This is a genomic window from Caballeronia jiangsuensis, from assembly GCF_046030135.1.
GTDB lineage: Bacteria > Pseudomonadota > Gammaproteobacteria > Burkholderiales > Burkholderiaceae > Caballeronia > Caballeronia jiangsuensis.
Genome location: NZ_JAQQDB010000025.1, coordinates 1 through 14,156, shown reverse-complemented (window position 1 = coordinate 14,156; position 14,156 = coordinate 1). Strand labels below are relative to the sequence as shown.

The 14,156-nt window shown below is 59.8% G+C and carries 9 protein-coding genes and 4 tRNA genes; all 13 read right to left on the bottom strand.

The annotated features are described in order from the left end of the window. Positions 1–113 precede the first annotated feature (113 nt). Positions 114–4,358: a DNA-directed RNA polymerase subunit beta' gene (gene rpoC / locus PQR08_RS24315; RefSeq protein WP_187609762.1), complete on the bottom strand. Its 4,245-nt coding sequence runs from the start codon at positions 4,356–4,358 to the stop codon at positions 114–116. A 21-nt stretch (positions 4,359–4,379) separates the two neighbouring features. Continuing rightward, positions 4,380–8,486 carry a DNA-directed RNA polymerase subunit beta gene (gene rpoB / locus PQR08_RS24310; RefSeq protein ID WP_035511394.1) on the bottom strand — a complete coding sequence of 1,369 codons (4,107 nt, stop codon included), beginning with the start codon at positions 8,484–8,486 and terminating at the stop codon, positions 4,380–4,382. 368 nt (positions 8,487–8,854) lie between these two features. After that, the gene (rplL, locus tag PQR08_RS24305; RefSeq protein ID WP_035511392.1) at positions 8,855–9,229 is read right to left on the bottom strand and encodes a 50S ribosomal protein L7/L12; all 375 of its coding nucleotides are present in this window, start codon (positions 9,227–9,229) and stop codon (positions 8,855–8,857) included. Positions 9,230–9,312: 83 nt separating this feature from the next. Continuing rightward, positions 9,313–9,810: a 50S ribosomal protein L10 gene (rplJ, locus tag PQR08_RS24300; RefSeq protein ID WP_408162519.1), complete on the bottom strand. Its 498-nt coding sequence runs from the start codon at positions 9,808–9,810 to the stop codon at positions 9,313–9,315. Between the two features lie 300 nt (positions 9,811–10,110). Beyond that, complete coding sequence (gene rplA / locus PQR08_RS24295; protein WP_238295825.1) at positions 10,111–10,809, bottom strand: 50S ribosomal protein L1; 699 nt, start codon at positions 10,807–10,809, stop codon at positions 10,111–10,113. After that, positions 10,810–11,241 carry a 50S ribosomal protein L11 gene (gene rplK / locus PQR08_RS24290; RefSeq protein ID WP_008343796.1) on the bottom strand — a complete coding sequence of 144 codons (432 nt, stop codon included), beginning with the start codon at positions 11,239–11,241 and terminating at the stop codon, positions 10,810–10,812. 147 nt (positions 11,242–11,388) lie between these two features. Further along, the gene (nusG, locus tag PQR08_RS24285; RefSeq protein ID WP_187609765.1) at positions 11,389–11,946 is read right to left on the bottom strand and encodes a transcription termination/antitermination protein NusG; all 558 of its coding nucleotides are present in this window, start codon (positions 11,944–11,946) and stop codon (positions 11,389–11,391) included. A 1-nt stretch (position 11,947) separates the two neighbouring features. Continuing rightward, the gene (gene secE / locus PQR08_RS24280; protein WP_408162516.1) at positions 11,948–12,328 is read right to left on the bottom strand and encodes a preprotein translocase subunit SecE; all 381 of its coding nucleotides are present in this window, start codon (positions 12,326–12,328) and stop codon (positions 11,948–11,950) included. A gap of 34 nt (positions 12,329–12,362) precedes the next feature. Beyond that, positions 12,363–12,438: transfer RNA gene (locus PQR08_RS24275), tRNA-Trp, on the bottom strand. A gap of 67 nt (positions 12,439–12,505) precedes the next feature. Continuing rightward, the gene (gene tuf / locus PQR08_RS24270; RefSeq protein WP_250484237.1) at positions 12,506–13,696 is read right to left on the bottom strand and encodes an elongation factor Tu; all 1,191 of its coding nucleotides are present in this window, start codon (positions 13,694–13,696) and stop codon (positions 12,506–12,508) included. Between the two features lie 62 nt (positions 13,697–13,758). After that, positions 13,759–13,833: transfer RNA gene (locus PQR08_RS24265), tRNA-Thr, on the bottom strand. Positions 13,834–13,849: 16 nt separating this feature from the next. After that, positions 13,850–13,923: transfer RNA gene (locus PQR08_RS24260), tRNA-Gly, on the bottom strand. A 30-nt stretch (positions 13,924–13,953) separates the two neighbouring features. After that, a tRNA-Tyr gene (locus PQR08_RS24255) sits at positions 13,954–14,039 on the bottom strand. Positions 14,040–14,156 lie beyond the last annotated feature (117 nt).

Genomic DNA, 14,156 nt, shown 5'->3' with positions numbered 1-14,156 from the left:
GCGCAAGAATGCGCGTTAGCCAAATGACGGAGGCAACGAGGCGGAATCGACAGACGAAAAAAAACCGCTCAGCCGAAGCTGAGCGGTTCGTGGCTACGACGAGCGAATGACGCTTACTCGTTGGTATGCGGCTGCTGCTGCTCCGCCGCCGGGGTTTCCGGCGTACCAAAGTCGAATGCCTCTTCGGCCGCGATCTGGTCGAAACGCTCGCGATCCGACGATTCCTTCGCCTTGCGTGCCTTGTGGAACGCGAGACCCGTACCGGCCGGAATCAGACGGCCGACGATCACGTTTTCCTTCAGGCCACGCAGATCGTCGCGCTTGCCCATGATCGCCGCTTCGGTCAGCACGCGGGTCGTTTCCTGGAACGACGCCGCCGAGATGAACGAATCGGTCGACAGCGATGCCTTCGTGATACCGAGCAGCACGTTGTCGTACGACGCCGGACGCTTGTCTTCCGCGATCATCTTGTCGTTTTCGTCCAGCATGTCCGAACGCTCGACCTGCTCGCCCGGGATGAAGCGCGTATCGCCGTTGTCGACGATCTGCACACGACGCAGCATCTGACGCACGATCACTTCAATGTGCTTGTCGTTGATCTTCACGCCCTGCAGACGGTACACGTCCTGCACTTCGTCCACGATGTAGCGCGACAGCGCCTCGATACCCTGCAGACGCAGGATGTCGTGCGGATCGGCAGGGCCGTCGACGATCATTTCGCCCTTGTTGACGACCTGACCATCGTGCACCAGCACCTGCTTTTCCTTCGCGATCAGGAACTCGTGCTGATTGCCTTCGAGATCCGTGATGACGAGACGCTGCTTGCCCTTCGTGTCCTTACCGAACGACGTCGTGCCCGTGACTTCCGCCAGAATACCGGCGTCCTTCGGCGAGCGCGCTTCGAACAGTTCGGCCACGCGCGGCAGACCACCGGTAATGTCACGCGTCTTCTGCGCTTCAACCGGGATACGTGCCAGCACTTCACCAACCTGCACTTGCTGACCATCCTTCACGGTGATCAGTGCGCCGACCTGGAAGCCGATCTGCACCGAATGCTCGGTGTTCGGGATCTTCACTTCCTCGCCGTTCGCGTCGAGCAGTTTCACCTGCGGACGCACGCTCTTCGAAGCTTGCGAGCCGCGACGCTTCACGTCGATCACGACCAGGGTCGAAAGACCGGTCACGTCGTCGATCTGCTTCGCAACCGTCACGCCTTCCTCGACGTTTTCGAACTTCACCGTACCGCCCCACTCGGTGATGATCGGACGCGTCAGCGGATCCCATTGCGCCAGTTGCGCACCGGCCTTGATCTGCGCGCCGTCGAGTTGCAGCAGCGTCGCGCCGTACGGCACCTTGTGACGCTCACGCTCGCGACCGAAGTCGTCCGCGATGATCGCCTCGCCCGAACGCGAGATGACGACCTGCTCGCCCTTCGCGTTGGTGACGTAACGCATCGTTGCCGTGAAGCGCACCGTGCCGTTGCTCTTCGCTTCGACCGTCGAAGCAACCGCCGCACGCGATGCCGCACCACCGATGTGGAACGTACGCATCGTCAACTGCGTGCCCGGCTCGCCGATCGACTGAGCAGCGATCACGCCGACTGCCTCACCGACGTTCACGCGCGAACCGCGGCCGAGGTCACGGCCGTAGCACGCGGCGCACAGGCCATAGCGCGTTTCGCAGGTCAACGGCGTGCGCACGCGCACTTCGTCGATGCCGAGGCGTTCGATTTCCTCGACCGCGTCTTCGTCGAGCAGATCGCCCGACGCGTACAGCGTTTCCTGCGTTTCCGGATTGACGACGTCCGCCACCGCGACGCGACCGAGAATACGGTCACGCAGCGCTTCGACGACTTCACCGCCTTCCACCAACGCCTTCATCGCCACGCCGTTCGACGTGCCGCAATCGTCCTCGACGACAACCAGATCCTGCGTCACGTCGACGAGACGACGCGTCAGGTAACCCGAGTTCGCGGTCTTCAGTGCCGTATCCGCCAGACCTTTACGAGCGCCGTGGGTCGAGATGAAGTACTGCAACACGTTCAGGCCTTCGCGGAAGTTCGCGGTAATCGGCGTCTCGATAATCGAGCCGTCCGGCTTCGCCATCAGGCCGCGCATACCGGCCAGCTGACGAATCTGCACCGCAGAACCACGAGCGCCCGAGTCGGCCATCATGTAGATGGAGTTGAACGACTCCTGCTTCGTTTCGTTGCCGTCACGGTCGGTGACGGGTTCCGTCGCGAGCTGCTCCATCATCGCCTTGCCGACGCTTTCCGACGTCGCCGACCAGATGTCGACCACGTTGTTGTAGCGTTCCTGCGCGGTGACGAGACCCGACATGTACTGACGGTCGTACTCCTTCACCTTCTTCGCGGCGTCGCCGACGATCGTCTCTTTCTGCGGCGGCACGAGCATGTCGTCCACGCAAATCGAGATGCCGGCGCGCGTTGCGAGGCGGAAGCCCATCTGCATCAGCTGGTCGGCGAAAATCACCGTCTCGCGCAAACCGCACTTGCGGAACGCCGTGTTGATCAGGCGCGAGATTTCCTTCTTCTTCAGCGGCTTGTTCAGCACCGTGAACGGCAGTCCCGGCGGCAGAATCTCCGACAGGATCGAACGGCCAACGGTCGTCGCATACAGCGAGATCTTCGGCACGAACGCCGGCGCGCCTTCGCTCGTGTCCTCGTTCGCCACCATTTCGGTGATACGCACGTTGACGCGCGAAGCCAGCTCGACTTCCTTGTTCTCGTACGCGCGGATCACCTCCGACACGCCCGTGAACGTCATGCCTTCGCCCTTGCCGTTGATCGCTTCACGCGACGCGTAGTAAAGGCCCAGCACGATATCCTGCGACGGCACGATCGACGGATCGCCGTTCGCCGGGAACAGGACGTTGTTCGACGCCAGCATCAGCGTGCGCGCTTCCATCTGAGCTTCGAGCGACAGCGGCACGTGAACGGCCATCTGGTCACCGTCGAAGTCGGCGTTGAATGCCGCGCAGACGAGCGGGTGGAGCTGAATCGCCTTGCCTTCGATCAGCACCGGCTCGAAAGCCTGAATGCCGAGTCGGTGAAGCGTAGGCGCACGGTTCAGCATCACCGGATGCTCGCGGATCACCTCTTCGAGGATGTCCCACACCACCGCCGTCTGGTTCTCGACTTCCTTCTTCGCGGCCTTGATGGTCGTCGCGACGCCCATCACTTCCAGCTTGTTGAAGATGAAAGGCTTGAACAGTTCGAGCGCCATCAGCTTCGGCAGACCGCACTGATGCAGCTTGAGCGTCGGACCCACCACGATCACCGAACGGCCCGAGTAGTCGACACGCTTACCGAGCAGGTTCTGACGGAAACGGCCGCCCTTACCCTTGATCATGTCGGCGAGCGACTTCAGCGGACGCTTGTTCGCGCCGGTCATCGCCTTGCCGCGACGGCCATTGTCGAGCAGCGAATCGACGGCTTCCTGCAGCATCCGCTTTTCGTTGCGGACGATGATTTCAGGCGCCTTCAGTTCGAGCAGACGCTTCAACCGGTTGTTACGGTTGATCACGCGGCGATACAGGTCGTTCAGATCCGACGTCGCGAAACGGCCGCCATCCAGCGGCACCAGCGGACGCAGTTCCGGCGGCAGCACCGGCAGCACTTCGAGCACCATCCAGTCAGGCTTGATGCCCGAACGTTGGAATGCTTCGAGCACTTTCAGGCGCTTCGCGTACTTCTTGATCTTCGCTTCCGAACCCGTGTTCTTGAGTTCGGTGCGCAGCATCTCGACCTGTTCGTCGATGTTGATCGCGCGCAGCAACTCGCGCACGCCTTCCGCGCCCATCTCGGCACGGAATTCGTCACCGTACTCTTCGACCTTGTTGTAGTAATCCTCTTCGGTCATGATCTGCCGCGCTTTCAGCGGCGTCATGCCCGGATCGATGACCACGTACGCTTCGAAGTACAGCACGCGCTCGATGTCGCGCAGCGTCATGTCGAGCACCATGCCCAGACGCGACGGCAGCGACTTCAGGAACCAGATGTGCGCGACCGGCGAGGCCAGTTCGATGTGGCCCATCCGTTCGCGACGCACCTTCGCCAGCGTCACTTCGACGCCGCACTTCTCGCAGATCACGCCACGGTGCTTCAGGCGCTTGTACTTGCCGCAAAGGCATTCGTAGTCCTTGATCGGACCAAAAATCTTCGCGCAGAACAGACCATCCCGCTCCGGCTTGAACGTGCGGTAGTTGATGGTCTCAGGCTTCTTCACTTCACCGAACGACCAAGAACGAATCTTGTCGGGCGACGCGAGGCCGATCTTGATCGCATCAAAAACTTCTTCTTGTTGGACTTGCTTGAATAGATCGAGCAGAGCTTTCATTGCTTTCTCTCCGTAGTCCGATTAGTTGCGGTCCAGATCGATATCAATACCGAGCGAGCGGATTTCCTTCACCAACACGTTGAAGGATTCCGGCATGCCCGCGTCGATCACGTGATCGCCCTTGACCAGGTTCTCATAAACCTTGGTCCGGCCCGTCACGTCGTCCGACTTGACCGTCAGCATTTCCTGCAGCACATACGATGCGCCATACGCCTCGAGCGCCCACACTTCCATCTCACCGAAGCGCTGACCACCGAACTGTGCCTTACCACCCAGCGGCTGCTGCGTGACGAGCGAGTACGGACCGGTCGAACGGGCGTGCATCTTGTCGTCGACCAAGTGGTGCAGCTTCAGGTAGTGCATGTATCCGACCGTGACCTTCCGCTCGAACGGCTCGCCGGTGCGACCATCGTGCAGCTGAACCTGATTCTTCGACGAGTTCATGCCGAGGTTCGTGGCGATGTCGTCCGGATACGCCAGATCGAGCGCACGCCCCATTTCCTCTTCGGTCGCGCCATCGAACACCGGCGTTGCGAACGGCACGCCTTCGCGCAGGTTCTTCGCGAGTTCGAAGATTTCGTCATCGGAGAAGCTTTCCAGCTCTTCCTTGCGGCCCGACTCGTTGTAGATCTTCGTCAGGAACTGGCGCAGTTCCTCGATCTTCGTCTGACGCGCCAGCATTTCGCCGATACGCCAGCCGAGACCCTTCGCGGCCCAGCCCAGATGCACTTCGAGAATCTGACCCACGTTCATCCGCGACGGCACGCCGAGCGGATTCAGCACGACGTCGGCCGGACGGCCATCGGCCATGTACGGCATGTCTTCGATCGGCACGATCTTCGACACGACACCCTTGTTACCGTGACGGCCCGCCATCTTGTCGCCAGGCTGCAGACGACGCTTCACGGCGAGATACACCTTGACCATCTTCAGCACGCCCGGCGGCAGTTCGTCGCCTTGCGTGAGCTTCTTGCGCTTCTCTTCGAATGCGAGGTCGAACTGGTGACGCTTCTGCTCGATCGAGTCCTTGATCGCTTCCAGCTGCGCCGCTGCTTCTTCGTCCGCGAGGCGGATGTCGAACCAGTGGTAGTGGTCGAGATCTTCGAGGTACGGGAGGTCGATCTTCGTGCCCTTCGCGAGCTTCTTCGGACCGCCGTTCGCGACCTTGCCGTTCAGCATGCGTGCGAGACGCTGGAACGCATCGCCTTCCACGATACGAAGCTGGTCGTTCAGGTCGAGGCGATAGCGCTTCAGTTCGTCGTCGATGATCTGTTGCGCGCGCTTGTCACGCGTGATGCCTTCGCGCGTGAACACCTGCACGTCGATGACCGTGCCGCTCATGCCCGACGGCACGCGCAGCGACGTATCCTTCACGTCCGATGCCTTCTCGCCAAAAATCGCGCGCAGCAGCTTTTCTTCCGGCGTCAGTTGAGTTTCGCCCTTCGGCGTGACCTTGCCGACCAGCACGTCGCCCGCTTCCACTTCTGCGCCGATGTACACGATGCCCGACTCGTCGAGACGGCCAAGCTGCACTTCCGCGAGGTTCGAAATGTCGCGCGTGATTTCTTCCGGTCCGAGCTTCGTGTCGCGAGCAACGACGTTCAACTCTTCGATGTGGATCGACGTGTAGCGATCGTCCGCGACGACCTTCTCCGAGATCAGGATCGAGTCTTCGAAGTTGTAGCCGTTCCACGGCATAAACGCGACCAGCATGTTCTGGCCGAGCGCGAGCTCGCCCAGATCCGTCGAGGCGCCGTCGGCCAGCACGTCGCCGCGCGAAACCTTGTCGCCAACCTTCGCGATCGGACGCTGGTTGATGTTCGTGTTCTGGTTCGAACGCGTGTACTTGATCAGGTTGTAGATGTCCACGCCCACGTCGCCGGCAACGGCTTCATCGTCGTTCACGCGAATCACGATACGGCCCGCGTCGACGTAATCCACCACACCGCCACGCAACGCCTGCACGGTCGTACCCGAGTCGACCGCGACCGTACGCTCAATGCCCGTACCGACAACCGGTTTCTCCGGACGCAGACACGGCACAGCCTGACGTTGCATGTTCGAACCCATCAACGCGCGGTTCGCGTCGTCGTGCTCGAGGAACGGAATCAGCGATGCAGCCACCGACACGATCTGCGACGGCGCCACGTCCATGTACTGGATGCGGTCCGGCGTGACCATCAGCGTTTCGCCCGCTTCACGCGACGACACGAGTTCGTCGGTCAGCGTGCCGTCGTCGGCCACTGCCGCGTTCGCCTGAGCGATCACGTAACGGCCTTCTTCGATTGCCGACAGATAGTCAATCTGGTCGGTCACCTTGCTGTCCACAACCTTGCGATACGGCGTTTCGAGGAAGCCGTATTCGTTCAGGTGGGCATACAGCGCCAGCGAGTTGATCAGACCGATGTTCGGACCTTCCGGCGTTTCGATCGGGCACACGCGGCCATAGTGCGTCGGATGCACGTCGCGGACTTCGAAGCCCGCGCGCTCGCGCGTCAGACCGCCCGGCCCCAGTGCGGAAACACGACGCTTGTGCGTGATTTCCGACAGCGGGTTGGTCTGGTCCATGAACTGCGAAAGCTGCGACGAACCGAAGAACTCGCGAATCGCCGAAGAAATCGGCTTCGAGTTGATCAGGTCGTGCGGCATCAGGTTTTCGCTTTCGGCCTGGCCGAGGCGTTCCTTCACCGCGCGCTCGACGCGCACGAGACCCGCGCGGAACTGGTTCTCCGCGAGTTCGCCGACGCAACGCACGCGACGATTGCCCAAGTGGTCGATGTCGTCCACTTCGCCCTTGCCGTTACGCAACTCGACGAGGATCTTGATCGTCGCGAGGATGTCGTCGTCCTGCAGCGTCATCGGGCCGACGATTTCGTCACGACCGACACGGCGGTTGAACTTCATACGGCCGACCTTCGACAGGTCGTACGCGTCTTCGCTGTAGAACAGACGGTTGAACAGCGCCTCGACCGCTTCTTCGGTCGGCGGTTCGCCCGGACGCATCATCCGATAAATCGCGATGCGCGCGGCCATCTTGTCGGCGGTTTCGTCGATACGCAGCGTCGACGAGATATACGGCCCTTGGTCCAGGTCGTTCGTGTAGAGCGTCTGGATGTCCTTGACCTTCGCCTCGCGCAGCTTCTCGAGAACCGTTTCCGTGATTTCCTCGTTGGCGTTCGCGATCACTTCGCCCGTTTCCGGGTCGATCACGTTCTTCGCCAGCACGCGGCCGAGCAGGTACTCCTCGGGCACCGAGATGAACTTCGTCTTGGCGTTTTCGAGGTCGCGAATGTGCTTCGCGTTGATCCGCTTGTCCTTCGTGACGATGACATTGCCATCGCGATCCTGGATGTCGAAACGCGCGACTTCACCGCGCAGGCGCTCGGGAACGAATTCCATTTGCGCGCCTTCGCTCATCAGGCCGAAGTTGTCGAACACGAAGAAGTTCGCGAGGATCTGTTCCGGCGTCATGCCGATCGCTTTCAGCAGAATCGTGACCGGCATCTTGCGGCGACGGTCGACGCGGAAATACAGCACGTCCTTCGGGTCGAATTCGAAATCGAGCCACGAGCCACGGTAAGGAATGATCCGCGCCGAGAACAGCAGCTTGCCGGAGCTGTGCGTCTTGCCCTTGTCGTGCTCGAAGAACACGCCAGGCGAACGGTGGAGCTGCGACACGATCACGCGCTCGGTTCCGTTGATGACGAACGAACCCGTCGGCGTCATGAGCGGAATTTCGCCCATGTAGACTTCCTGCTCTTTCACTTCCTTGACGACCGGCTTGCTCGGCGACTCCTTATCGAGCAGAACCAGGCGCACTTTTGCGCGCAACGCCGAGCAGTACGTCAGGCCGCGCTGCTGGCATTCCTTGATGTTGAATGCGGGCGACGACAGCATGTAGCTGACGAACTCGAGCCGCGCGAAGCCGTTGTGCGAAACGATGGGGAAAACAGACGTGAACGCAGCCTGCAAGCCTTCTGACTTGCGCTGCGACGACGACGTGTCTGCTTGCAGAAACGTCTGGAATGATTCAAGCTGGGTCGCCAGCAAAAAGGGAACTTGGTGAACGATGGGGCGCTTCGCGAAACTCTTGCGAATACGCTTCTTCTCGGTGAAGGAATATTGCATACGATCTCCGAATCACGGCGGGCGTTACCGAGGCGGGATACCTCGGTGTCACAGCCCGGTGTTCACCGACTGAGACTCGCGCACATGTCCGGGGAGGACGCGCGAGCCTAGAAGCTTGGTGGTTGGCCGCTACCAACCGCTGGCTGACGGCAGCGGATGCCTGTGTTTCCCGCTACCCGACCAAACTTGCCTTCTGCAGTCGCTTCAGAAGACAAAGCGAACCGCCGGAAATTCATACCGATCCGACCGTTCGCTTTGGCTTCTGTGAGGACTTTTATACCTGCCGGCAGGCATAAAAACTCAGTCCCCACAAAGCACAAAAAGGCCGGCGGTGGAAAACCGCCAGCCTTCGCACGGCGCAATGAAACTTACTTGATTTCAGCCTTCGCGCCTGCTTCTTCCAGCTTCTTCTTCGCTTCTTCAGCAGCAGCCTTCGGCACCGCTTCCTTGACGGGCTTCGGTGCGCCGTCGACCAGATCCTTCGCTTCCTTCAGGCCGAGACCCGTCAGTTCGCGAACAGCCTTAATCACGGAGACCTTGTTTGCGCCGACTTCGAGCAGGTTCACGGTGAATTCGGTTTGCTCTTCGACAGCAGCAGCTGCGCCGCCACCAGCCGGGCCAGCAACTGCGACAGCAGCAGCCGACACGCCAAACTTCTCTTCGAACGCCTTGACCAGTTCGTTCAGTTCGAGAACCGACATCGAGCCAACGGCTTCCAGGATGTCTTCTTTTGCGATTGCCATTTGAAATACTCCTAAATTGAATTCGGATCGAGCTAGCGATCTAGCTAATACCTAACTGAGCAACTGGTGCCCAAGTGCGTGCGTTATGCAGCTTCGCCTTGTTTCTTCTCGGCGAGCGCGGCCAAAGCGCGCGCGAAGCCGGAAACAGGTGCTTGCATGACGAACAGCAGCTTGGAGAGCAGTTCTTCGCGGCTCGGGATGTTGGCCAGCGCTTGCACGCCTGCCTTGTCCATCACATTGCCTTCGTAGGAACCAGCCTTGATGATCAACTTGTCATTGCTCTTGCCGAAGTCGTTGACGACCTTGGCAGCGGCAATGGCATCTTCGGAGATGCCGTAGATCAGAGGACCAGTCATCTGCTCAGCCAGCTGAGCGAACGGGGTACCTTCGACAGCGCGACGCGCCAGCGTGTTCTTCAACACGCGCAGATACACCTGTTGCTCACGCGCTTTCGCGCGCAGCTTGGTCAGATCGCCAACCGTGATCCCACGATACTCAGCGAGCACCATCGTCTGAGCCTTCGCGACTTGCGCGGCGACTTCAGCGACGACTGCCTGCTTATCTTCTTTGTTCAGTGGCACGGTTAAACCTCCAGATTCGATGCACTCGGGCCACAACCCTCATGCACCACGTTCGACAACGGCGTCCGACTGTTAGGAGTATTTCGATCGATCGGTGATCATTCAGGATGATCGACAACCGACTTCAACCACTGCAAAACTGTTTCGGGTTCGCCATCTGCGTTGGCTTGAATTAAGGTGCTGCCTGCCTGCTGCATCACCACCAACGGTCTTTGACAACCGGTTGCTCGACCCGGAACCGCAATCTTGCAACCGCCCAAAGCCCTTAACAGCGCGACCTTGCGGCCGCGCAAGAAATTCTTACTGTTGCGCCAGCGTGGCTTGATCCACGCGAACGCCGACGCCCATAGTGCTCGACACAGCGATCTTGCGCAGATACACACCCTTGCTCGTCGCCGGCTTCGCCTTTTGCAGCGCTTCGATCAGCGCCGCCAGGTTTTGACGCAGCGATGCCGGCTCGAAAGATGCGCGACCGATCGTACCGTGGATGATACCGGCCTTGTCGACGCGGAACTGAACCTGACCCGCCTTTGCGTTCTTGACTGCTTGAGCGACGTCCGGGGTAACCGTGCCGACCTTCGGGTTCGGCATGAGACCACGCGGACCGAGGATCTGACCCAACGTACCGACGACACGCATCGTGTCCGGCGAAGCGATCACAACGTCAAAGTTCAGATTGCCCGCCTTGACTTGCTCGGCCAGGTCTTCCATGCCGACCACGTCTGCGCCAGCCGCACGAGCTTGCTCGGCCTTGTCGCCTTGCGCGAACACTGCCACACGAACCGACTTGCCGGTACCGGCCGGCAGAACCACGGAACCACGAACGACTTGGTCCGACTTCTTCGCGTCGATGCCGAGTTGAACCGCGACGTCGATCGATTCGTCAAACTTCGCGCTCGCGCATTCCTTGACGAGAGCCAGAGCGTCTTCGATCGCGTACAGCTTTTGACGATCAACCTTGCTCGCGAATGCCTGAAGGCGCTTAGAAAGCTTAGCCATTTACACGCCCTCCACAGTGATGCCCATCGAACGCGCGCTGCCGGCGATCGTGCGCACGGCGGCGTCCAGATCAGCTGCCGTAAGATCCGGCATCTTGGTCTTCGCGATTTCTTCCGCTTGAGCGCGGGTGATGTTGCCGACCTTGTCGGTGTGCGGCTTGCTCGAACCCTTTTGCACCGCGGCAGCCTTCTTGATCAGAACGGTAGCCGGCGGCGTCTTCATGATGAAGGTGAAGCTCTTGTCCGCAAATGCCGTAATAACGACCGGCACCGGCAGACCCGGCTCCATACCTTGAGTCTGCGCGTTAAACGCCTTGCAGAACTCCATGATGTTCAGGCCACGCTGGCCCAGTGCCGGACCGACCGGCGGCGACGGATTGGCTTTACCTGCAGGAATCTGCAGTTTGATAAAGCCGATGATTTTCTTTGCCATGTTGAAAACCTCTGCTGGACGCGTGAGCGTCCGATGAGTGATAGCGCGCGTTTGCCGTTGCCGGCTACTGACGCTCCTCAACGGTCATGATGCGGACCGTAAGCGCGAATCGCGCGATGACTCGGAAGCCACGCGCGATGAATTCAATTAGAGCTTTTCGACCTGACCGAACTCGAGTTCGACAGGTGTCGAGCGCCCGAAAATCGTGACGGAGACACGAACTCGAGACTTTTCGTAGTTCACTTCCTCGACGTTCCCATTGAAGTCGGTGAACGGACCTTCCTTCACGCGGACCATCTCGCCCACCTCGAACAGCGTCTTCGGCCGCGGCTTTTCGACGCCTTCCTGCATCTGCGACATGATCTTTTCGACTTCACGCGGCGAGATGGGGCTCGGGCGGTTACGCGCGCCACCGACGAAACCCGTGACCTTGGCCGTATTCTTGACCAGATGCCATGTTTCGTCCGTCATTTCCATCTCGACCAGGACATAGCCCGGGAAGAAACGACGCTCCGTGACCGACTTGTGACCACCTTTCACTTCAACAACTTCTTCCGTCGGGACAAGAATCTGACCGAATTGATCTTGCATTCCCGCACGGTCGATGCGCTCCTGAAGCGCACGTTGCACGCTCTTCTCCATGCCGGAGTAGGCGTGCACCACATACCAACGCTTTCCACTCGGGGATGCCGGAGTATCGCTCATATCATTTCCAACCCAGAATCGCCGAGAAAATCACCCATTCGATCGACTTATCGCTAAGCCAAAGAAAAATGGCCATGATCAGAACAAACGCGAAGACCACCAGAGTCGTCTGAGTGGCCTCTTTGCGAGTTGGCCAGACAACCTTGCGGACTTCCTTGTACGAGTCCTTGGCGAACGCGATGAACCCTTTGCCCGGCGCAGAGAGAAGACCGACTGCGACACCCGCGATGGCACCGACAGCAAGCGCTGCGCCGCGGACGTACCATTCTTGGCCAGAGAGCCAGAAGAACCCAACGAACCCGGCCAAGACCAACAATACGCCCGCCACCAACATTAACTTGTCGCCGGAAGTATTTACAGTTTCGACGGAAGGATTCGCCATAACACCTTAAACAGCGCCACTTGGCGCGAGAAGTTGGCAGGGGCAGAGGGAATCGAACCCCCAACCTTCGGTTTTGGAGACCGACGCTCTGCCAGTTGAGCTATACCCCTAAACCATTTGGGGTCGACGGACTTCGCCGACCCCGAAACCACTAACTATCGAGAAGATTTCTGGCTCTTACTCGATAATCTTTGCCACGACACCGGCGCCGACGGTACGGCCGCCTTCGCGAATGGCGAAGCGCAGACCTTCTTCCATGGCGATCGGAGCGATCAGCTTCACCGTGATCGACACGTTGTCGCCCGGCATCACCATTTCCTTGTCCTTCGGCAGCTCGATCGAGCCCGTCACGTCCGTCGTACGGAAGTAGAACTGCGGACGGTAGTTGTTGAAGAACGGCGTGTGACGGCCGCCTTCGTCCTTGCTCAGCACGTACACTTCAGCCGTGAAGTGCGTGTGCGGCGTGATCGAACCCGGCTTCGACAGCACTTGGCCGCGCTCCACGTCTTCACGCTTCGTGCCGCGCAGCAGGATACCGACGTTGTCGCCTGCCTGACCTTGGTCGAGCAGCTTGCGGAACATTTCCACGCCCGTGCAGGTCGTCTTCACCGTCGGCTTGATACCGACGATTTCGATTTCCTCGCCGACCTTCACCACGCCGCGCTCGATACGACCCGTCACCACCGTGCCACGACCCGAGATCGAGAACACGTCTTCCACCGGCATCAGGAACGAACCGTCAACTGCGCGCTCCGGCGTCGGGATGTACGAATCCAGCGCGTCGGCCAGGTTCATGATCGCCACTTCGCCCAGCTCGCCCTTGTCGCCTTCCAGCGCCAGCTTGGCCGAACCCTTGATGATCGGCGTGTCGTCGCCCGGGAAGTCGTACTTCGACAGAAGCTCGCGCACTTCCATTTCGACGAGCTCGAGCAGCTCGGCGTCGTCCACCATGTCGCACTTGTTCAGGAACACGATGATGTACGGCACGCCAACCTGACGGGCCAGCAGGATGTGCTCGCGCGTTTGCGGCATCGGGCCGTCAGCGGCCGAGCACACCAGGATTGCGCCGTCCATCTGTGCCGCGCCCGTGATCATGTTCTTCACATAGTCAGCGTGGCCCGGGCAGTCGACGTGTGCGTAGTGGCGGTTAGCCGTTTCGTACTCGACGTGCGCGGTGTTGATGGTGATACCACGCGCCTTTTCTTCCGGCGCGGCGTCGATCTGGTCGTACGCCTTCGCTTCGCCGCCGAACTTCTGCGTGAGAACCGTCGTGATCGCTGCCGTCAGCGTGGTCTTGCCGTGGTCAACGTGACCGATCGTGCCCACGTTCACGTGCGGCTTGGTCCGCTCGAATTTACCTTTGGCCATTTTCGACTCCTAACAGGATTTTCGCACCTTGCGCCGCGCGCAACTTACTAGACTGATACAACTGGTGCCCATGGGCAGGATCGAACTGCCGACCTCTCCCTTACCAAGGGAGTGCTCTACCACTGAGCCACATGGGCACTACAAAACAGGTACTGGAGCGGGTGAAGGGAATCGAACCCTCGTCATAAGCTTGGAAGGCTTCTGCTCTACCATTGAGCTACACCCGCGAGGGCTGGATTCCCTTACCGCTTGAATTCTGGTGGAGGAGGTTGGATTCGAACCAACGTAGGCGTAAGCCAACAGATTTACAGTCTGCCCCCTTTAGCCACTCGGGCACCCCTCCGCAGAGAACTATCGATTATGGGGTAACAACACGCTGTTGTCAAGCGCTTCTTACGCTCCGAAACATTCGATGCTCTCACTTATAGGTGAAGACAGAAACGCAAAAACCCCACCTTTA

Excerpts from the sequence above, each read along its gene's own strand:
- rpoC (WP_187609762.1), bottom strand. The coding sequence starts at position 4,358 with ATGAAAGCTCTGCTCGATCTATTCAAGCAAGTCCAACAAGAAGAAGTT.
- rpoB (WP_035511394.1), bottom strand. The coding sequence starts at position 8,486 with ATGCAATATTCCTTCACCGAGAAGAAGCGTATTCGCAAGAGTTTCGCG.
- rplL (WP_035511392.1), bottom strand. The coding sequence starts at position 9,229 with ATGGCAATCGCAAAAGAAGACATCCTGGAAGCCGTTGGCTCGATGTCG.
- rplA (WP_238295825.1), bottom strand. The coding sequence starts at position 10,809 with ATGGCTAAGCTTTCTAAGCGCCTTCAGGCATTCGCGAGCAAGGTTGAT.
- rplK (WP_008343796.1), bottom strand. The coding sequence starts at position 11,241 with ATGGCAAAGAAAATCATCGGCTTTATCAAACTGCAGATTCCTGCAGGT.
- nusG (WP_187609765.1), bottom strand. The coding sequence starts at position 11,946 with ATGAGCGATACTCCGGCATCCCCGAGTGGAAAGCGTTGGTATGTGGTG.
- secE (WP_408162516.1), bottom strand. The coding sequence starts at position 12,328 with ATGGCGAATCCTTCCGTCGAAACTGTAAATACTTCCGGCGACAAGTTA.
- tuf (WP_250484237.1), bottom strand. The coding sequence starts at position 13,696 with ATGGCCAAAGGTAAATTCGAGCGGACCAAGCCGCACGTGAACGTGGGC.